Genomic DNA, 22593 nt, shown 5'->3' with positions numbered 1-22593 from the left:
TGAATTTATTAATCAGACAATATGGTATTCCTATTTGAGATGTGAACAACACAGATCAGTGAATCCTTAGACAAGCTAGGTGTATCTTATGAGTGAAGTATTCACCAATTCTGTCTTCTGATTCCTTTTTATATAATCGGCAGGGAAATTATAAATTCTGTTCCCTCACCTAAAATCGAATTAACCGTAATTTTACCGCCGTGCTTTTCTTCGATAATTTGCCGCGCGATCGCTAATCCTAAGCCCGTACCTTTGCCGACTCCCTTGGTAGTAAATAAATGGTCAAATATTTTATGTTTTACCTCTGCACTCATTCCTTTACCATTATCAGCAATGGAGATTTTGACAAATTTATCTGCTATTGATGTGGTGATTGTAATTTGGTTAGGATGAGCTTGAATTTCTGCAAAACTCCGTCCGTGATTTGATTCATCTAAAGCATCAATGGCATTCGCCAAAATATTCATAAATACCTGATTTAATTGCCCAGGGAAACATTCAAGTTGAGGTAAATTAGCGTAATTAGTTACTACTTCAATCGCCGGACGTTGTTCGTTGGCTTTGAGACGATGTTTGAGAATTAAAATTGTACTATCAATGCCTTCGTGAAGATTAAATGGTACTTTGTAATCTCTGTCAGCACGGGAAAAAGTGCGTAGGGAAGTGCTGATATTTTTTAATCTGTCGCAAGCCATTGTCATAGAATCCAGCATTTTAGGCAAGTCTTCTATGGTATAATCCAAATCAATTTCTGCCTCGTGGTCGAGGATTTCTTCAGTTTTATCGGGTAAGGTTTCTTGATAGATTTTTAAGTGTTCGATAATATCGGCAAAGGTGGGTTTAGCTTGTTTGAGAGTAGCTGCAATAAAGCCCAAAGGATTATTCATTTCGTGGGCGACACCAGCGACTAAGTTACCCAAGGCTGACATTTTCTCAGTTTGCACCATTTGTAATTGGGCTTGTTGTAAGTCTTGTAATGCTTGTTCTAACTGTTGGGCATATTCCTGAGAACGTTGATAAAGTTGGGCATTTTCTAGGGAAATAGCAGCTTGGGCGCAAAGTAGGTTGAGTAGTTCAACGCGTTCGCTCGTAAACGCCCCCTTTGCTAAATTATTTTCTAGATATAAAATCCCCAGCAACTTACCTTGATTTAAAATCGGACTACACAAAATACTCTTTGGCTGTTGACGGATAATATAGGGGTCATTGGCGAAAGTGATATCTGCGATCGCATCCAATAAAACAACAGTTTGTTGGTTGTTTTTGACTTTGTAAATGAGTTTTTGGGGAATATCTTGGCTGTCTTCAATCGCAAGACTTTGCAAGACGACTGGGTTTGTTCCTTGGGTAATTGCACCTTGAATTAATAGATGGTTGTCTTGCAATAGCATTAACACGCATTTATCAGCCCCAGCAGTTTCAATCACGATGGAAAGCAACGATGCAAGTAGTTTTTCTAGTTCAATTTCCCCAGAGATAGTTTGAGAGGCTTTAAGAATTGCGGTTAAATCTAGGGTATCTGAGACACTGGTGCTAGAACTGGAAGAACGTGTAGATGTGACAGTCCCCAAAGTGAAGATAGTTTCGTTCGTAGAAAAAGCCGCACGAGTTTGCTGTAATATGGGTGCAAGTAGTTGGGGATAGCGTTTTTCTAAGTCGGCAACTTTGGCTTTTGCTCCCCAACGGGCATAACAATAGTAGGCTTGAATCATGTATTCTTGAGCTATACGCTGTTTGCCCCAATCTAGATAAAATTTAGCGGCTAGTTCGTTTGCTAGTGCTTCTTCTTGGAGGTAGTCGTTTTCTTGAGCCAATGAGATGGCACGATCGTAATAATCGCTCGCCTCTAAAGGATTACCAGAAATGTGCGCCATTTCAGCCGAAAGCAGTAGATATCGATGTAGAAAGTTCGCAGAACAAGTCTCGGACTGACGTTTTAAGAGTTGCTGTTGTTGTTGTAGAATGCCCCAATACTGGATTTTTGTCTCTGCGGTGACTGTAGGATACAAAGCAGCTAAGGAGAGCGGGTAGTAGAAGTGATATTGAATAATCGGGAAAAAATTTCCCGCCGCGCCCATCGTTTGCTCAATTTCTGCTGCTGAAGCGATCGCCTCAGTATAACGACCGTAGAGGTAGAGTAACTGAATCTTTAGTTGGTTATACCAGTTGATACAATATGTTACCTGCTTTTGTCGCCAAACTTCAATGTAGGGAGTTGTTCGATCTACTAACCCATCGTCCAACAAATCGGTAACTTCTGTTAAAGCTTGCAAATGCAGCAGAAATTCTCTCTGCAAGCTAAACATATACAGCATATTTTGATCGTTGACTCGCTCGACGTAGCTGTGATATTTCTCGGTTTCAGCGTATACTTCGTTGAGCGGGTCGCCTTTAATCAGATGAGTCCAAGTAATAAACACAACTGACCAAACACCATAGAGCAGATCGCCTATTTCCTGACAAATTCGGAATGATTCGTCATAAATCGGTAAATTTGTCTTAATATGTCTGCTATAAAGATTAATTGCATGACAAAAGTGATTGTTACTTTTGACAATAAACGGTAACGCCTCAAATTGACGATCAAGCGCAGAGGCCAATTGACCGAACTCATAAGCTTTTTGATACTCCCCTTGATTCACCAAACTAATCCCATAAAAACAGTAAGCAAAACCAGAACTTTCTGCTGCGCCATAGTTCAATGACAAATCCAACATGAGGAGGTTGGATAAAAAGCCAAGTTCCTCATTACCGATTAAGTAAGCAGCAGTACACATACCCAACAGTAATTTCATCTGGGCTTTTTGCAGCGTCGCGGTCATTTTTGCTTGTTCTAGCAAAGATGAAAGTTCGATTGTTGCTAATTTTGCTTGTACTTTTTCGAGTTGAGCTTGAATCTCAGTTGGCAGCGCAGTGCGATCGGGTACTGTAATACCTAACACTCTTAATCCTTCCTGTGCAGCTGCAAAACCTGCTGCCAAATTTTCACCCTGAACAATCCGCAGAGTTGACAAACTAGCATAAATCTCTGCTTTATGAATGTCATCTGGAGTATTCTGCAAAGCAATATCATATAACTTTTCTGCCTGAGCAAAATTGCTATTAAAATATTCACATTCTGCACAATCTCGATATAAATCAAAAGTAAGTTGATAGTGATTTTGCCAACTATCTATCGATAATAGTTTAATGCCTACTTCCAAATACTTAACGGCTGATTTATAAGCGGTTGAAGTTTTGGCTTTCTTGCCAGCCAATAAATTTAATTCAGCTAACTCATAGCATTCTGATGCCTGAATAATAATGTCAATACCTTTATTCAACTGATTGACAATATCAAAAATCTTGAGTTCTATGGCTGCAACATCTGTGTTTTTCCATAGCAGTTGACCGACTTGATAGTGAGTTGCTTGTTTTTGGTCATCGGGAATTAGAGAATAAGCGGCTTGTTGTACTCTGTCGTGTATAAATTTGTAATTAACAGTCTGTTGATTTGCCGATATACTTACAAGATTTTCTTGCCCAACATAAAACTTATAAACATCACCAATGGGTATAATCAACCCTTCTTGTAATGCTTTCCACAAACAAGCTGCTGTTTCAATTTGAGATTGTTCTGCAACAATTGCTAAAGTTGCTAAATCAAAAGAATTACCAATACAAGCTGCCAGTTTGATGATTTCTTGTGTTGAGGGCGGCAGTTTCTGCAATTGCCAACTCATAAAAGCTACAACATCATCTGTAACCGCTTGCGCCTTTACTTGGGAAATATCACATTCCCAACAACCTAATTCAAAATCAAATTGAATCAGTCTATCTTGATGTAATGCCTTGAGAAACTGGGTAGCGAAAAATGGATTACCTTGAGTTTTTTGATAGATTAATACAGAAAGATTCCATGCCAAAGCTTCTGAACATTTGAGTGTGTCAGCAACTAACTGATTCACTTGCACTTGACTGAGTGGTACTAAGTTAATTGTGTTAATTGTTGCTTGTGTCTTTTGGATTTCACCCAATGTCAACAATAATGGATGTCCTGAATGGACTTCGTTATCACGATATGCACCAATAATAAAAAGATACCCAATATCAGCCATTAATAGCTGCATTAATTTTAATGATGCGGAATCAGCCCATTGCAAATCATCGAGAAACATCACTAGGGGATGTTCAGGGGTTGTAAAGACTTGGGTGAATTTTTGAAATAATAAATTAAAGCGATTTTCGGCGGCGGCTCCTGATAATTTTTTAGCTGGTGCTTGTTTGCCAATAATGTTTTCTAATTCGGGAATGACTTCAATAATGACTTGTCCATTTTCCCCGACAGCCTCTACTATTTTATGTTTCCATTGCTGGATTTGTACATCGCTTTCGGTCAATAATTGCCCCATTAAATCGCGGAATGCTTGTACAAATGCCGAAAAGGGAATATTGCGTTGAAATTGGTCATATTTACCTTTAATAAAGTAGCCGCGTTGTCTAACAATTGGTTTATGTACTTCGTTAACAACGGCTGTTTTACCAATTCCTGAAAATCCAGCCACCAGCATCATTTCTGTTGCGCCTTGGCTGACTCTATCAAATGCTTCTAGGAGGGTTTGTACTTCGCCTTCTCTGCCATAGAGTTTATCAGGAATGATGAAGCGATCGCACAAATCCCGACTCGCAATTGCAAAACTCTGAATCTCACCAGTTTCTCTTAGTTGAGTTAAGCATTTTTCTAAATCAAATTTTAATCCTAATGCACTCTGATATCTATCTTCAGCATTTTTCGCCATCAACTTACTGACGATTTCTGAGATAACTGAGGGGATATCTCGATTAATTGCGTGTAATAATGGGGGAATTTTCGCAATGTGAGAATGTACCAATTCCATCGCATCATTAGATGAGAATGGTAACTCACCTGTGAGGAATTCATAAAAAGTCACACCCAAGGAATAAAAATCTGTGCGATAATCAATACCCCGGTTCATTCTCCCTGTCTGTTCGGGAGATATATAAGCGAGTGTGCCTTCTAATACGTTGGGGTTAACTAGGGTTTGGGTTTCTCTGGGTAGGAGTGATGCAATACTAAAGTCGATTAATTTGATTTGCTTGGTTTCAGGATTAATTAAGATATTGCTGGGTTTAATATCTTTATGAATAATTCGCTCGTGGTAGAGTAAGTTGAGAGTGTCGCAGAGTGCGATCGCTAAAATTAAAAACTCTTCTAAAGATGCAAGACCCTGATTTTTGCTGAAATAATCCTTGAGAGAAATTCCCCCAAAGTCTTCCATAACTAACATATAGCCATTATGTAAGGGTTCAAGGCTATAGGTTTGGATAATCAGAGGTGAGTTGAGATTTTTGCCAATAGTGTATTGATTGCGAAATAACAACAGTTCGCTAAAGCTGGGATAAGGATTTTTCAGCAGTTTTATGACTACTGGTATTGAGTCGCTTTCTCTGACTGCGCGGTAAACCAGCGTTCTCGAACCATTGTAGAGTTCTTCACTAATGCGATATCCGGGAATCTTCACAAGCGTGTCAATCATAATATCTAAATCTTGAAAATGTCTTGATTTAGTATTCCCAAACGCTCAACCTTACTCAATAGTAACGTAAAAATTTACACTGGCAGTTGGATGATAAATTCTGTCCCTTCCCCCAAAACAGAACTGACTGTGATTTGACCGCCGTGCTTTTCTTCGATAATTTGCCGCGCGATCGCTAATCCTAACCCAGTACCTTTACCGACTCCTTTGGTAGTAAATAAATGCTCAAAGATTTTCTCTTGTACTTCTGCACCCATACCTTTGCCATTATCTTGAATATGAATATAAACTTGATGGGCAACAACTTGAGTGCGGATGGTAATTTGTTGGGGATGAGTTTGTAATTCCGCAAATGTGTGCGTTTGGGCCATTTCATCAAACATATCAATAGCATTAGCCAAAACATTCATAAATACTTGGTTTAACTGACCCGGAAAACATTCAACTAAAGGAATATTGCCATAATTTGTTTGAACATCAATAGTAGGACGTTTGTCATTAGCTTTTAAGCGATATTTTAAAATTAATAAGGTACTATCTAAACCTTCGTGAATATTAGCCATGACTTTGCTATCGGTGTCAGCACGAGAGAACGTCCGCAGACTCATACTAATTGATTTAATGCGCTGCATGGCTTCCGTCATCGAATCTAGCAAATGAGGTAAATCTGCAACTAAAAAGTCTAAATCAATGTCTTCAGCATTTTCTTGAATTGCCTCAACAGGTTGGGCATAATATTGCTGATAAAGTTCTAAATGCCCAATTAAATCCTGCACATATTCTTGGGCATTGTTAATACTAGCATTGAGAAAACCAATGGGATTATTAACTTCATGGGCTACCCCCGCGACTAAATTACCCAAAGAAGCCATTTTTTCATTTTGTACCATCTGAATTTGGGCTTGTTTGAGTTCTTGTAAAGCTGTTTCTAATTCTTGGGATTTTTTATGAATTGCTGCTTCTGTTTTTTGGCGATCGCTAATATCTAAACCAATTGAAACTCCACCACAAACCTGACCATTAGCATCTAACATTGGGGCATTAAACCATTCACAAATAATCCGTCGACCATCTTTAGTAATATTTTCATTAATTGCGTGAGAACCACCATGTTCAGCTAAAATCGAAGCAGTCACATCATCTACATAAACATGATGTTCTTCCGGGATAATTATCCGCAAATTATTGCCGACAATTTCTGCTTGTGTATAGCCAAACAATTTTTCGGCGGCTGGATTACAATGTTGACATTCAAACTGAGTATTCCACTCGAAGATAGCGACTGGAGTTTGTTGAATGATGATTTGCAATCTTTGTTGAGATTTTTCTAAACGCTCAGATTTTTCTCGTTCTTGGGCGTGGAGGCGGGCGTTTTCTAGAGAAATCGCTGCTTGGGTGCAAAGAATTTCCAGAATGAGAATGCGATCGCGTGTAAATACTTCACTAGTATACTGGTTTCTTAAATATAAAACCCCAATCAAATTTCCTTGATTGAGTACTGGTAAACACAACACACTTTTTGGACGGTGGATATTTAAATATTCACTAATAACAGGCAAATCCGTTTGCAGATTATCAAATACGACAACTTCTTGAGTATTTTTGACATAATTGATCAGTTTAATTGGTAAATGATGATTATTTTCTAGAGGTTCAAAACAAACTTGGGTATTTTCAGGTGTGCCGATGGCTTTGAGATGCCAATTACCATCGCTATCAGGCAAGATTAAAGCACAGTAATCGCCACCAGAATTTTGCAAAATAATCTCTGTGAGTTTTTGTAACAGTTCATCTAAATCAATTGTGCTAGATAATGCTTGAGAAGCTTTGATGATGGCGGTAAAATCTAGGGCAGTATTAATACTAGAGCTAGAAGCTTGATTGACTTGTGTAGAAGAGTGAATTGAGAGATTCGGGACAAACAAATTTTCGATATTTTCCCAGATGTTGAGAGTAGGGTTAATCTGTTGAAGAATGGGACGTAACAAGTCAGGGTAGCGATATTCTAAATCTTCGGTTTTGGCGATCGCACCCCAACTGGCATAGTAATAGTAAGCGGTTTGCATATAAACTGAAGCAATTTTTTCTTTACCCCAGTCGAGGTAAAATTTAGCAGCGAGTTCGTTACTCAGTGCAGCTTCTTGGAGATATTCATTTTCAATTGCACCTGCGATCGCGCGATCGTAAAGGTCAATAGCTTCGCAAATATTACCAGATAGCCGCGCTATTTCTGCTGCTAATAAATTATATTTATGCAGAAAGTTTTCGGGACAATTATTTGCCCATATTTTAATCTGTTGTTGATGTTGAAGAATAATTTGCCAGTAAGATTTTTGTTCTTCGGGTGTTGCTTGGGGGTAAAGAGCAATGAGACTCAGAGGATAATAAAAGTGATATTGAATAATTGGGAAACTACTACCATTAGTAGTCAGAGTTTGTTGATTAGCGATCGCAGTTTTGACTGCATCAACATAATCACCATAAATATAAGATAGCTGAATTCTCAAAAAACAGTACCAATTGATGCCAGAAGGAAAATTATTTTTCCGCCAAATTTGAATACAGTTAATATCTTCACTGTCCCAATTTGCTAGTAATTCAGTGTGATGTATCCTCCCTTGTAGATGTGATAAAAATTGTTGCTGTTGGAGAAACCCCTGTAATATATTGATATCATTTACTTTTTCTACATAATCTGTATATTTCTCCATTTCAGTATGAATATCTACTAAACATTTGCCTTGAATTAACATCGTCCAAATCATGAACAAAACCGCCCAAACACCAAATACTAAATCTCCACATTCATTGCAAATATCAAATGAACGTTGATAGAGAGGTAAATTAGTTTTTAACGGTTTCATATAGGGATTAATCGTATGGCAAAATATATTAATATTTTGGGCAAGATATTGCGGATGATTGAACTTTTGATCAAGCTCTAGAGCTTGCTTGCCAAATTGATAGGCGGTTTGATATTCTCCTTGTTCAATCAGTGCCATTCCATAAAAGCAGTAACCAATACCAGAGTTTTCACAATTGCCATACTCAAAGGACGTATTGAGCATTAATAAGCGGATTAATTGATTGATTTGATGGCTACCTGTGAGATAAGTGATAGAACATAAAACACTTAAAAGCTTCATACAAGCTTTTTTATTAGGATCAGTCATTACAGGCAAATTCAGCAGATTATAATAAATCTCCGTTGCACGGAATGAGGCTAACTTATTTAATTCAATATCAATGGCAGATTGAATTGCTACGGATAGAGTTGGTAGACTCATTCCCAAGGTATCCAAAGCTTTTAAACCAGCCGTAATGGCAGCATTAAAATCTTCACCTTGGGTGATTTTTAGCATCATTATATCTGCATAAATATCAGCTTGATCGAAAATATTTTGTGAATGCCGTAAGGCAATGGCAAATAGTTCCTCAGACCCAGAAAATTCTCCTAGAAAATATTCACACTCTGCCTGTTCTTTGTACAGAGAAAATATAAATTGATAATTATTTTGCCAACTATCATCTGATAACACACTAAGTCCTGTTTGAAAATATTTTATAGCCGCTTTATAAGCAGTAGAAGTTTTAGCCTTTTTACCTGCTATGAAGTTTAATTGAGCAAATTCATCTTTCTCTAGTTGCTGAGTGATATAATTAATGCCGCGATACAGATGATTGACAATATCAAAAATTCTATTTTCCTGTTGCTCTAGCGGAGTATTGCATAATAATTGTTTTCCGATTTGATAATGGGTGATTTGCTTTTGGTCATCGGAAATAAGAGAATAGGCAGCTTGTTGAATGCGATCGTGTAGAAATTGATATGTAGGATTAATGCTATTTTCTACCTCATAACCACCAATCTCATCAGACTGTAATAACTGATAAACTTGGCTGTTAGGTAAAATAAACCCTGCTTGCAAAGCTTTCCATAATGCTTTTGCTGTCTCCTGTGGCGATAATTCTGAGATCAGCATTAAGGTTGCTAAATCAAAAGTGTTACCAATACAAGCAGCTAACTTCAACACTTTTTGCGTGACATCTGGCAATTTCTGTAATTGCAACGCCATGAACTGGACTATATCATCAGTGAGTGATAGTGTATTGACTTGGACAAGATCACACTCCCAAAAGCGGCGATCGCGATTAAAGGTAATATATTTTTCTTCATGTAATGCTTTGAGAAACTGAGTGGTAAAAAAAGGATTACCTTGAGTTTTGCGGTTGATTAATTCTGTAAGTGGTTTAGCCAGTTCTAAAGAGCAGTTTAATGTGTCTGCCAGCAAATGATTAATATCATCAACTGCTAAAGGTTTCAGGGTGATTTTATTAATCCTTGCCTGTGTTTTGTTGAGTTCTTCCAGCAATAACAGTAATGGGTGAGTTGCTGATATTTCATTATCTCGATATGCACCTAACACCAACAGATAATGACTTGTTTTGATTAGGGTTTTAATCAACTCCAAAGAAGCTAAATCTGCCCACTGTAAATCATCTAAAAATATTACTAAAGGATGCTCGGCAATGGTAAATATATTAATAAACTTTTGAAATAACAAATTAAACCGATTTTGTGCCGCACTAGCGGCTAACTCTGCTACAGGTGGTTGTTGACCAATAATTAATTCTAATTCGGGTATTACGTCAATCAAAACTTGAGCATTATCGCCTAAAACTGCCAAAATTTTTGCTTGCCATCGCTGAAGTTTGATGTCAGATTCTGATAGTAACTGTCCCATCAAGTCGCGGCAGGCTTGCACAAAACCACCCAAGGGAATGTTACGACTAAATTGGTCAAATTTCCCTTTAATAAAATAGCCTCGTTGTTGGAGAATTGGTTTATGCACTTCATTGATCACGGCGGTTTTACCAATCCCGGAAAAACCAGCAACTAGCGTTAATTCTGCCGTACCTGCTGATACACGTTTAAAAGAGCTTAATAATGCGCCAACTTCGGCTTTTCGTCCATAGAGTTTTTCGGGAATGAGGAAGCGATCGCAAATATCCCACTCACCAATTGTAAAATAGTCTAATCTACCAGTTAATTGATATTCTGTCAGACATTTTTCTAAATCAAATTTTAAACCTAAAGCTGTTTGATAACGGTCTTCAGCATTTTTCGCCATCAATTTCATCACAATCTCGGCAATGACTTGGGGGATTTTTGCATTGTTCAATTCATCTGGTTGTTTAGCAATATGACAATGCACTAACTCCATTGGATCATCACAGATAAAAGGTAAATTCCCTGTGAGTAATTCATAAAATGTCACACCCAAAGAATAAAAATCACTGCGGTAATCAATACCTCGATTCATTCTCCCCGTTTGTTCAGGAGAAATATAAGCAAGTGTCCCTTCTAAGACATTCGGATTTTTAATTTCTTGGGTTTCTTTAGGCAGTAATGAAGCAATACTAAAATCAATAAGCTGAATTTGTTTGGTTTGGGGATGAATTAAAATATTGGCAGGTTTAATATCTTTGTGAATAACGCGATTTTGGTGTAAATCGTGGATAATTTGCGTTAATTGGAGAGCAATCTCTAAAAATTCTCCTATACTGATATATTTGGTTTTGGCATACTCTCTTAAAGCAATTCCCCCAGTATCCGCCATGACCAAGATATAACTATTTTTATAAGTTTCTAAAGCTAAGGGATGAATAATTCCCGGAATATCAATATTTTTACTAATATTATATTGATGGCGAAATTGCAATAATTCTTGTAAGGTTGGATGTTCGGAAGTTAAAACTTTAATTACTACTGGCATCTGATCAAATTGACGCATAGCTCGATATACTATGCTGCGAGAACCTGCATATAGTAATTCGCTAATTTGATATCCAGGAATCAGAGGAATGCAATATTCAGTAGTCATGTATGTACGCCTTTATTTCAGTTAGCGTTTGCCTATCTAGATAGATAAAGCTGAAACATCAAAATTTATTATTCCCTTGCCGTTCATATCAAATAACACAAATACTGAAAATTAGTATATTTTCAGGCATCTTTACATAGATTTTATAGGGATTTTCAGAGCTATGGTAGTATGCCCTTAAAGCAGTGATAAACCAAGCATTATTTAGTAATATTGAAAATATCAGGTTTCTCAGAATTGGTGTGGGGGTTGTTTCATACCTAAACCCCCAATACGGTTCGGATAAGAAACTTACTTGTGTAGGCAAGCAAGGGTGCAGAGGTGAAAGGGGGAACGAAGGTACGCTCTCCCCTGCACCTGAAGCTCCTCCGCCCCCCTGCTCACCTCAACATTTCCAGCAAGTTGCTAAAACACCACTCCTACGCCTGTAAAATCCCGCGTCCATTTTCGGCAAATTCATCAATGGTTTGCACTGACAATTCGTGATTTGTCATCGACTGCAACATTGCTAAGGGTAAGGTGAGATGGTGAGCGCCAGCTTGTAGGGATGCGACGGCTTCTTGGGGAGATTTGATGCTGGCTGCCATAATTTCTGTGTTGCTTCCCTTTAAAACACTTGCCATTTCCCGGACTAATGCCACCCCATCACCTAATAGTCTAGTGGCTCGATTGACATAGGCGATCGCATATTTTGCCCCAGCTTCTTGAGAGACTGCGGCTTGGGCTGCACTGTATATAGCTGTGACTGCACAGGGAATTTCTGGTGCTAGTTCAGCCACCACCTGAAAACCAACTAACGACGCGGGAATTTTTAAGACTGTTTGCTGTCCAATTAACTCAAAGGCGGCTCTGCCTTCTGCTACCATTTCTTCAAATTCAGCAGCCATCAATTGATAAAACACTGGCCCTGTAGTTAATTGTGCCAGTTGTTTTAACGTCGTCTCAACCGGTAACGGGCTTTTGGCTAATAATGTTGGGTTAGTAGTGATGCCTTTTACCCAACCTAACTTTTTAGCAGCTTCTGCTTCGGCTGCGATCGCTGAGTCCAAAAATAAGGTCACTGAATTATTTTCCTTAAAGTCCCATCGCTGGCATCATACCAATTTTAGCTTGATAATTTCAGTCTTTTTTGGCTGATTATAATTCCAGAGTCAAAATTCTGGCTACAGAATTTTGGAAAAAGCAGCATAAATTTTAGTAATTTATGATTGCTAACTCTATAAATATATAGATTTATTACTATTTGAATGGAATATAGCAGAAGGCAGGAGGGAAAGTCTTACTATTCCTGTCACTCAAGCTGTGAAATTGTCCTAACATCTCTGACTACTGTTAAGAATGGGTGTGAGGATTTTGAACACTTACACCATTTGGCTGATACTAACTGCAAAGCCCTGACACCCTTACAAGAGACAAAATTGATAAACTAAGGTTTGATTTGCCAAACTTTAACAGATTTATCACCACTACCACTATATAAAGTCTGACCATCACTACTCAAGGCAAGTCCATAAATGCCGCCGCCATGTCCAATCAACTCCAAGACTGATTTTCCAGTGATGATATCACGCACTATAATTGATCTACCTAAACCGCCACTAACAAATGTCTTGCTATCGGGACTGATAACTAAGGCATCAATACTTGAACCCAACGAAAAATTATGAATTAACTTTCCTGTGTTCAAGTTCCAAGCTTTGAAACTTTTGCCATCTGTAGTCCTAACCCCAGCAGATTGAAAACTATCATCATAGCCACCACTCAGTAGCATTTTCCCATCATTGCTAACAGCAAGAGTAATTGGAGATGATGCTTTTTCTGAACCAGTAATCAGTTCTTCTTTTTTAGGTAGGGGTGGGGTAAAACTGCGTAATTCTTTACCTGTTAGCATATTCCAAACTCGAATTTTACCACCGGTTTCACCACCACTATAGAGAGTTTTCCCGTCACGACTAATCGCAAGTGCTGTTGCTTCTACTTTCAAGATACGATCAATTTTGCGAGTTTTGAGATTCCGAAATTTGATGGTTGTATCGCCACTACCACTAATTAAAGTTTGTCCATCTGGGGTCAATAACATGGCTCTCACCCCTGTTTTTTCGCCAATTGTGCGAATTTGCTCGCCTGTTTGCGTATTCCAAAATTTGATAGTGTTATCGAAACTAGTACTAATCAAAGTTTGAGCGTCTGGAGTAATTACTATTGATTTAATCTGCTCTTTATGCCCAGTTAAAGTCCGAAGTAATGCACCTGTCTTGGGATTCCAAAGCTTGATTGTTTTATCATCGCTACCACTAGCAAGAAGTTGACCATTGGGTGCAAGAGCTAATGCCCGAACAGGTTCAGTATGTCCTGATAAAGTTAATTTTAAACGCTGCGGTTTATCAGCCTTTGTAGCAACAGAAGATGTATCTGCTACAACTTGCAGGCTTGTAACCATACTCAAGGGTATAGATAAGAAAAAGCCAAGTAATGTTAAGGTTTTAAATACAAAAGGTAGTTGCATAGTGATACAGTAATCCTATTCGATTATTACTTCTATCTTTAAAGTATAGGAAAACACCTGTATTTGTATGACTTATTTCATATTTATGTAACACTTATTTTTAAAAGTACTGTCTTTAATATCTATACTATGAAAAACGATCAATGGCAGACACTCAAACAAAAACTGACTGATGAAGCAGACTTATCCAATATCTGGGTATTTTATATGGATAATTTTGCAGATCATCCAGAATTTACTGATTTGGGTGAGCCTGCTTATAATCAATACCTCGATAATGTTATTAGCAAAACTTGTCAGCAAATGTTTGGCAGAGAAATCAAGATTACTGACCTTTTCTTAATTTATATTGCCGAACATCATTTATTTCATGGAGCTTTCTTTGTTGAACGGCGGATTGGAGGTGTGATTTATTTCGAGGATATCAAAGTAGGGTTAATTGCAGTCTCGGCAGATTATCCACCTACGGATATGGTTAAATATTCTCGTTTTTCTGAAGTACTGCAATTACCCAAACCTAATCGCAATGATCTCAATTAAATAAAACCCTCAGAGGATGTTTGGAAAGTCATGAAAGATACTAAAAACCCCTCTCCAAACCTCTCCCCGCTTCGGGGAGAGGCTTTGAGTCTTGCGCCCTTTCCCTCGTAGGGAAGGGGTTGGGGGTTAGGTTTAAAAGAAAGTTACACAGGACGTTAATTAGGTTTTGATTAATAAAAACTACCAGACTTGCGATGTTCAATCGCGGTTATGCCATCATTAGTTAACATTTCACCTTTATCTACAACAGCATAAATCAGCCATCGATCGCCACATTCGAGTTGATTTTGGACTGTGCATTCTAAATAGGCTAATGCGTCATCAAGAACCAAACAACCATTAGTAGCAGTTTGGGTAGAAAGATTCGCAAATGGGTTATCGCCGGAAGTGCTTTGGCGGGAAAAATAGCGGCGCACATTTCTACCTTCTTTGAGAATATTTAACACAAATTTATCACCGGGATGACGCATTAAGTCAGCATTTTGTTCTGGAGAAATGGCAATCATAATTCCGGGTGGGTTAAAGGTGGCTTGTGATACCCAAGAAGTTAAAATTCCTTTGTGACTGTTTTGGTCACGAGTTGTTACAACGCACAAAGACCCAATTATTCTCCCGACGGCTTGTTCTGTGCGGTCTACTTGTGCTTCTGTAACGGCTTGGCGGGGAACACGCAGTTTTTTGGTTTTTTTCAAGGTTTGAGCAAAAGTAGCACCTGCATCTTTACACTGTTGCAGAGTCTCAGCCGTGGGACTAAAGCGCACTCTAATGGTTTCAAAACCTAAGCGATAATTTGCATCTGTGAGTTTGCTTTCTAATAAATCAATGGCTTCACCACTCCAACCGTAGGAACCAAAGACACCTGCTAATTTTGTTTTGGTGGCTGTTGATAAAATTATCCCCAAGGCTGTTTGAATTTGGGTGGGTGCATGACCGCCTAAAGTGGGGGAACCGATAATAAAGCCGTCGCAGGCTTCGATAATGCGAGTAATTTCGGCTGTGTCTACTAGTTCGCAGTCAATTGATTCTACATTAATGCCGTTTTGAATTAATCCTTGAGCGATCGCATTCGCTACAATTGCCGTATTCCCATAAGCGGAAGCATATAATAAGGCAACGCTAAATTCCTGAGCTTTCTGCCCTTGACACCATTGGCGGTAATCATAAGTAAAGCGGCTCAAACTGTAACGCACAACCGGGCCATGTGCTGGTGCATAATATCTTGCACCTAATGTAGCCAATTTATCTAAAGCAACTTCGACTTGTTTAGCTTGGGGTGCATGAAGACATTCAAAATAGTAACGGCGTTCTGCGTCTAATTTTTTCCAGTCTTCGTCAAAAAAGGTGTCTTCGCAGATATGTGCGCCAAAAAATTTGTCTGTATACAGAATTTTACTGGCAGAATCATAAGTACAGAGTCCATCTGCCCAACGGGGAGTCGGTACAGTCACGAATGACAACAAATGGCCTTGTCCCAAATCTAAAGTATCTTCTGAACGTACTGCTTGAATGTGTGACTCTAATTCGGGAAAGGTGGATTTTAAAGCATTAACCGCCGGACGAGAACAAATTATTGTTGCTTGTGGTGCATGAGATAGCAATACTTTCAGGGTAGCGCGGCGGTTGGGGTTGACGTGGTGGAGAATGATGTAATCTAAGGTTGCTAAATCTAAATGTTGTGTTAATTCGTGAATGTAGATTTCGGTAAACGATTCACCAGGCGGGTCAATTACAGCTTTTTTATCAGCTTGAATTAGATAAGAGTTGGCTGTAGTGCCTTTTTGGCGGGAATATTCAACCTCAAATTTTAGTCTGTCCCATGTGCGCGATCGCAAAATAATTGTATTTTGTCCAATTTCAGCAACCTGGACATCTCTAGGACGGCTGGGTGTGATAGTAGCAGTAGACATAATAACCTCTTAAAAAAAGTCTGGAGTCTGAAAATTTATCTTTTAAAGTTTTTAGTACAGCATGGTGTAAATGAATTTACTATTTACAACAAACCCTTTTTCTTGCCTTTTTCCTTTTTATTTGTGCATTTGTTTGTAGCGTTGTGATACTTGTTGTTCTGGATCAATGCCTTCAAAGGTTGGGGGTAGCCAAACTCGCAAGACTAATAATATTCCTAGAACTAATAAGAATGCACAAGTCGCTAAAACTTGAGTCCAATTAGTTTCAAGTACGCCTTTAACAATCACTTCTCGCAAGGCAGAAACAATCGAAACTTCTACTGCTACCCCAATAGATATGCGTTGTTCTTGTAAGTAAATAATCAGCAGTCGGAACAACTCAACCAAAATCAGCAGAAATAAAATATCGGCGGTAACAACTTGGAAATTCAGAGGGGGAAGTAAGGAGAGAAACATATCTCTTACCTGAATCACCATGAAGCTAAATAAGCCAATACATAGAGAAATTACAATTACATCTTGAATAAGTTCTAGACTGCGAACAATGCGACCCCGATTGAGTTCGTAGGTAGTAATTGGGTTATTATCAACAGGCTTATACATGACTTCTTTTGTGGAGTGGGTATTAATTAAGTAAAAAGGTAAAAGAATCTTTTCTTTATACTTTTGCCTTTTACCTTTTTACTTTTGACTTGATTTAGTAGTGATTACCAATTTTGCGGTGATGAACGGCGGTGAGTCCGTTGATGTTTGCGACTCTTCCAGTTTTCACAGTGCTGTAAATCACCCAATGATCACCACAATCCATGCGGCTGGTGATTTCACATTCCATGTAAGCTAAAGCGTCAGCCAGAATTGGACAATCATTAGCCGCAGGATAGGTTTTCACGCCAGCAAAGCGATCGCCACCAGGAGGGAAACGCTTGAGGAAGTGTTTCATATAGCCTTGGTACTTCCCTTCTTCCAGGACGTTTAACACAAAGCGATCGCCTACGTGCATTAAGGATTCAATGGCGCGTTCTTTCGCCACAGCAATAGCTACACCAAACGGACTGGCGCTGGCTTGTGTCACCCAAGACGCAAACATGGCGCTTTGAATTTCTGCTTTTTTGGCGGTGATGATATATAAGCCTGTGCTAATGCGTCCGAGAGCTTTTTCTAAATCAGTGTTGATGGATTTGATTTGTTTGATGGCGCGATCGCGGTTTAACCAAAGTCCGATATCTGTTCCCGCTTCATCACACAATTGTTCTGTCACTCTGGTGGGAGTTTCTTTAATTAAAATTGGTGGAAAAGCTTCAGTTAAGCCAATTTCTTGAAACTTGTTACGCAATGGATAAACTGGTTCATCTTCCCCACCACCCGACTCAAATAAACCAATTGCTTGTTTATGATGAGCCGCAGCTAATATTGTACTCAATGCTGTTTGGGCAAGTGTAGCAGATTGGGGTGGCATTCCAATGACTAAACCCGCAGCTTGTGAAACTAATTCCCGAATTTCTTGCGGTTCAGTGTTATTCAGAGGAATTAACTCAACTACTACTCCAGTTCTGGTAATGCCATGTGCAATGTAACGTGCGATCGTTTCGCTATCACCGTAATCTTCTGTGTAGCATAAAGCAACAAATTGCTCAGTTTTCGTTTGTTCTAAGCTCCAATTTTGATAGCGGTCTAGCCATTCAGAAATGTGATGCTTTAATAATGGCCCGTGACCTGTGGCAATTGTAAATATTTCTAATTTTTCAATGCGTTTTAATGCTGCCAAAACTGAGCGAGCATTTGGCCCCATTAAGCAATCATAGTAATAATGAAAATCTTCTTCAATGATTGCTAAATTTTCATCAAAGGTATGGTCATCACAGTAGTGCATTCCAAACACATCACAGGTAAAGAGAATACCTGTTTTGTGGTCATAAGTAAAGATTGTATCCGGCCAATGCAAGTTAGGCGCTGAGATAAATTCTAATTCATGACCATTACCTAAATCTAAGCGATCGCCACTTTTAACCGTAATCGATTTAAATGGCTGGTGAACCATATTCTCTAAAAATTGAATCGCCACCTTTGCACCCACAACCGTAATATCTGGTGCTAATTGCAAGATATCTCTGACTAGTCCACTATGGTCGGGTTCTGTGTGACTAATAACTAAATAATCTATCTTGGTTGGCTCAATTAATCCCGTTAATATTTCTAGATACAGTTGCTCAAATTTGCGATGAGAAGTATCAACTAAAGCAATTTTTTCACCTTGAATTAAAAAAGAATTATATGTTGTTCCGTTGCGTAAACCAAATTCAACATCAAAACGTTCTCTATCCCAATCAAGGCAACGAATTGCAGTAGTTTGAGTGGCTATTTTAATAGTTTGGATAGTTAAACGTGATGGATTAGCAAGAATTGAAGTATTTTCTGTAAGTGCAACCATTGGGTTTCTCCAAAAATCAATTTATCTGGAGTGAATCTGCTTACTATTATGTTGGACTGTTATCTTCAATTAGTAAAATGCCAATTTCTAAAGACACTCATTAGTAAGTTTTATTCATGGCTCAATTTTGTTTACCATTGATTTATATCAATGTGTATCATTAGTTTTGAATGAAAAAATACCCAACTTCTGATAGAAGTAAGGTATTTAATATAGGAATCCAATTCGATTTCTGAAAAAATCTCAGTATGTGTAGTGGACTGTCTAGACTAAAATAGTGCATTATAAAGTATAAAATTAACCGCAGATGAACGCGGATAAACGCGGATAAAATAGGTTTTTTAATGCAACATTTAAGGCTAGACACGCAAGTAGGGTGTGTTAGGCGTAAGCCGTAACGCACCGAAAACTTTGCGGTAGATGCCGTACTCTCGCCGAGAACACATCCTACGTACATTTCAGAAATCAAATATTAGTCCCATAGCATTAAAACTTACGCAGACTCTACGATTTCTTGGCGACTTGGCGGTTTAATAAAATTAAAGTAGCGCCTCGACTTACCTCGACTTCTCCTGACGGAGACGCTGCGCGATCGCTCGGTAGCTGCTCACGTCGCGCACCCAATACAACTTTAGCTCCTTTGCTGGCAAGCAATTTCGCACTTGCTTCACCAATCCCTGATGATGCGCCAGTAATAATTACAACTTTGTCTTTAATCATCTTCTTCCTTTTTTTATTGCTTTTTTAAATGGGGGAGTGTGTCAACTGCTGAGATGCTGATGGAAAAAGGATGTAAGTTTTTCCCACGGAATCAGATTTACTCGGTCATACAAATCGACGTGTCCCGCGTTGGGAACGATGTAAAGATCCTTTGGCTCGGCGGCGCGTTTGTAAGCATCTTCGCTGAACTCCCTGGAATGTGCATCTGCCCCCGTGATGAACAGCATAGGACGAGGCGAAATCGTCTCAATGTCGTTGAACGGGTAGAAATTCATGAATTTGACGTTGCTGGTAAGTGTCGGGTGAGTTGTCAGTTTCGGGGATGAACCTTTGGGGGTGTACTCGCCTCTGGGAGTGCGGTAGAAGTCATAAAACTCACGCTCAATAGGGGTGGAGTTCTCATTCAGTTCATGTACAGTTCCGCTTGTATATTTGGTTTCGCCGCCCGTAAACTCCGTATAGCGTTGTTCCGCCGCCTGTGCGATCGCTTTCTTTCTCTGTTCGAGGGTTGTAGAATTTCTCAAACCGTTACGGTTGGCTGCACCCATATCGTACATACTGACCGTTGCAATGGCCTTCAAGCGCGGGTCGATTTTGGCAGCACTGATGGCAAAACTCCCGCTACCGCAAATCCCCAGCACGCCGATTCTGTTCCTGTCAACGAATGACTGAGTACCTAGAAAATCTACCGCCGCACTGAAATCTTCGGCATAAATATCCGGCGAAACAACGTTGCGGGGCTGCCCTTCACTCTCGCCCCAGAAGGACAAATCGAGGGACAAGGTGACGAATCCTTGTTCAGCTAATTTTTGGGCATACAGGTTTGCACTTTGTTCTTTGACTGCGCCCATTGGGTGTCCGACAATGATTGCGGAATTCTTAGTGTTCCGATTCAAGGCTTTGGGAATGAAGAGATTTCCCGCAACCTTCATGTTGTATTGGTTTTTGAAAGTAACTTTCTGCATAGTTACCTTGTCGCTCTTGTAGAAGTTGTCCGCCCCCTCGACGATAGTGGACTGCTTTACGGATGCTTGGGAAATTTTATGGGAGACTTGTGTTTTGTCGAGGGAAAATGCCACCGTTGCGTAGATTGCACCAATCAAGACGGTTGGTATGAGAACGAGGTATTTCATTGAGTTCTCCATATATGTGGGTACGAGGCGAAATGTTCTGAGTTGCAGAACCCAGCAGATTTATTTATTGCGATCGCCCAAGCTCGATTGTCACTTTTACAGAGCCAGAGACATTAAATGCGTCGATGTCACCATCCATTTTTCCGAGGATAATTAGTCCGTTGGCGTATCCAGAATCTTGATAAAACATCGCCAAATTCCCCCAAGGAGCGTAATAAGCAATATCTCCAACAGCCGGATCACTGCCTGGGGGTGCATCTTCTGTAGATAATTTTCTTGACAGATAACTGATTTTTTCGGTTTTCGCGTAATCTTCCAAAGTCAGCGTTAATGGCAGTAGGGAAACAAAATCTTGAGTGGTTTTGCTGTTGATCAAAGTAGCTGTAATTACTTTGTCTTTAACCTTGATGTTGATCTTCATACTGTCTGCCTGCTTGGTTGATATTTCAGTCGGCATCTTTGATGAGGCACTGCTAGTCATACTGTTATCGGCACGACAGGCTGAGTAACTCAGGGACATCACCAGGGCGAGAACCAAAATCAGCATTTTCTGTTGGTAGTTTTTCCCCTTGATGGGAAACCATTTCAAAAGCATTCAGATACTCCTCCATACTGCTGATCCCAATCGTAGAGATTCAACATTTATTGCCTCCTCTATGACAGTGGAGATGAGATTATTTAAAAAACAAGATGAGCCTTGCCAGTAAAAAGTCTATTGCCCCATAAAAACTGAGTTTTATCTTGAATAAAAATCTAGAATGTTGACAAAAAGTCGGAATCGTTTTTCATTGCTTTAGCTTTATTGTAAGAATCCTCAAAGGCAAGCAATAGAACAATCGTCTAAAATCGTTGTACAATTCTGCAAACTTAGAAATGAACGCTGCCAAAACTAGAGAAAAGTCTGATCTAGATTTAATCAACGACTCCCAGGCAAAGCGTGAGGCAGATAGAGCGCAAGCCAACAGAGACGAACTGACTGAGCGGATTGCCCAGGCTATTCATCAGGATGGGATGATTGAGCCACTGACAGGATTGCACTTCAAACGCTCCTCCGCCCCTGGGGAATGTACTCATGGTCTTTCTGTTCCTGCCTTTTGTGTAATTGCCCAAGGCAGTAAAGAAGTGCTTTTGGGGTGCGATCGCTATTTATATGACCCGATACATTATCTGCTGGCTACGGTGGAACTGCCGATTGTCAGTCAAATTCTGGAAGCATCCAAGGAAAAACCGCACCTGAGCCTCCGCCTCGACCTCGACCCCACTCTCGTTAGCTCAGTTATGGTTGAGGCTGGGTATGGCTCATCTCGTAGCCGTGCTGATGTGAAAGCGATCGATGTCAGTCCATTGGATGCAAATCTGTTGGACGCTGTGGTGCGGCTTGTCAGACTTTTAGATTCCCCAGCTGAAGCTCATGTTCTTGCACCACTGATTAAGCGGGAAATCGTTTATCGGCTCCTGATGGGCGAACAAGGTAATAGGCTCCGTCATATTGCTGTTCTGGGAGGCTACACCCACAACATCGCCAGAGCCGTCGAGCGACTTCGTAAAGACTTTAAGGAGCCGATCAAGATTGAAAGCATCGCACGAGATTTGGGAATGAGTGTTTCCGGCTTTCACCATCACTTCAAGGCTGTCACCGCTATGAGTCCCTTGCAGTTCCAGAAGCAACTACGACTCCAAGAGGCTCGCCGTCTAATGCTGGCGGAAAACCTAGACGCTACCAGTGCAGCTTACCTTGTGGGTTATGATGATGCGTCGCACTTCAACCGGGAGTATAAGCGGCTGTTTGGCGCACCACCAATGCGCGATGTGGAGCGATTGCGAGAAACTGTGAGGGAGAATGTTAGTTCAACAAGGCAAAAGTAAAAAGAAAGAACATTAATACCACAAGCTTTTTAGCAATTTCTTATGGTCTGTTTATTTACGCCGACCTGTAC

At 39.6% G+C, this 22593-nt stretch carries 12 protein-coding genes and 1 pseudogene; 2 read left to right on the top strand and 11 right to left on the bottom strand.

All coding sequences use genetic code 11. The features are described from left to right. Positions 1 to 128: 128 nt before the first annotated feature. The 4 genes from H6G28_RS05005 to H6G28_RS04990 all read right to left on the bottom strand — a co-directional run bounded on the left by H6G28_RS05005 (position 129) and on the right by H6G28_RS04990 (position 13928). Positions 129 to 5537 (bottom strand): trifunctional serine/threonine-protein kinase/ATP-binding protein/sensor histidine kinase, encoded by a 5409-nt coding sequence (locus H6G28_RS05005; RefSeq protein ID WP_190669371.1) that lies wholly within the window; start codon positions 5535 to 5537, stop codon positions 129 to 131. Between the two features lie 74 nt (positions 5538 to 5611). Next, complete coding sequence (locus tag H6G28_RS05000; RefSeq protein ID WP_190669369.1) at positions 5612 to 11422, bottom strand: AAA family ATPase; 5811 nt, start codon at positions 11420 to 11422, stop codon at positions 5612 to 5614. A 419-nt stretch (positions 11423 to 11841) separates the two neighbouring features. Beyond that, on the bottom strand, positions 11842 to 12483 hold the full coding sequence (locus tag H6G28_RS04995) for a transaldolase family protein (protein ID WP_190589678.1): 642 nt from the start codon (positions 12481 to 12483) through the stop codon (positions 11842 to 11844). Between the two features lie 365 nt (positions 12484 to 12848). Continuing rightward, positions 12849 to 13928, bottom strand: coding sequence for a WD40 repeat domain-containing protein (locus tag H6G28_RS04990; RefSeq protein ID WP_190669367.1), 1080 nt, complete (start codon positions 13926 to 13928; stop codon positions 12849 to 12851). Positions 13929 to 14057: 129 nt separating this feature from the next. Here H6G28_RS04990 and H6G28_RS04985 point away from each other — a divergent pair, with 129 nt between their 5' ends. After that, positions 14058 to 14468 carry a hypothetical protein gene (locus H6G28_RS04985; protein ID WP_190589680.1) on the top strand — a complete coding sequence of 137 codons (411 nt, stop codon included), beginning with the start codon at positions 14058 to 14060 and terminating at the stop codon, positions 14466 to 14468. Between the two features lie 170 nt (positions 14469 to 14638). On the opposite strand, the gene H6G28_RS04980 is transcribed toward H6G28_RS04985, so the two are convergent. The 7 genes and pseudogenes from H6G28_RS04980 to H6G28_RS37280 form a co-directional block, all read right to left on the bottom strand. After that, the gene (locus H6G28_RS04980; RefSeq protein ID WP_190669364.1) at positions 14639 to 16375 is read right to left on the bottom strand and encodes a diflavin flavoprotein; all 1737 of its coding nucleotides are present in this window, start codon (positions 16373 to 16375) and stop codon (positions 14639 to 14641) included. Positions 16376 to 16492: 117 nt separating this feature from the next. Beyond that, a complete protein-coding gene (locus H6G28_RS04975; RefSeq protein ID WP_190589682.1) occupies positions 16493 to 16978 on the bottom strand; it encodes a phosphate-starvation-inducible PsiE family protein in 486 nt (161 codons plus the stop codon). A gap of 94 nt (positions 16979 to 17072) precedes the next feature. After that, a complete protein-coding gene (locus tag H6G28_RS04970; RefSeq protein WP_190669362.1) occupies positions 17073 to 18803 on the bottom strand; it encodes a diflavin flavoprotein in 1731 nt (576 codons plus the stop codon). Between the two features lie 603 nt (positions 18804 to 19406). Continuing rightward, positions 19407 to 19523 (bottom strand): annotated as a pseudogene (locus H6G28_RS37600) (SDR family NAD(P)-dependent oxidoreductase); the annotation flags it as partial. A gap of 41 nt (positions 19524 to 19564) precedes the next feature. Next, entirely contained in the window at positions 19565 to 20656 is a 1092-nt protein-coding gene (locus H6G28_RS04960) for an alpha/beta hydrolase (RefSeq protein ID WP_190669361.1), read from the bottom strand. Positions 20657 to 20720: 64 nt separating this feature from the next. Continuing rightward, positions 20721 to 21077: a cyclophilin-like fold protein gene (locus tag H6G28_RS04955; RefSeq protein ID WP_242054451.1), complete on the bottom strand. Its 357-nt coding sequence runs from the start codon at positions 21075 to 21077 to the stop codon at positions 20721 to 20723. Positions 21078 to 21141: 64 nt separating this feature from the next. After that, a complete protein-coding gene (locus tag H6G28_RS37280) occupies positions 21142 to 21267 on the bottom strand; it encodes a hypothetical protein (RefSeq protein ID WP_277883220.1) in 126 nt (41 codons plus the stop codon). 262 nt (positions 21268 to 21529) lie between these two features. On the opposite strand from H6G28_RS37280, the gene H6G28_RS04950 reads away from it, so the two are divergent. Further along, entirely contained in the window at positions 21530 to 22522 is a 993-nt protein-coding gene (locus H6G28_RS04950) for an AraC family transcriptional regulator (RefSeq protein ID WP_190589688.1), read from the top strand. Positions 22523 to 22593: the final 71 nt, after the last annotated feature.

This window comes from Nostoc sp. FACHB-190 (assembly GCF_014696905.1).
Taxonomy (GTDB): Bacteria; Cyanobacteriota; Cyanobacteriia; order Cyanobacteriales; family Nostocaceae; genus Nostoc_B.
Note: the sequence above shows the minus strand (reverse complement) of the source record. Positions and strands in the feature narration are given on the sequence as shown.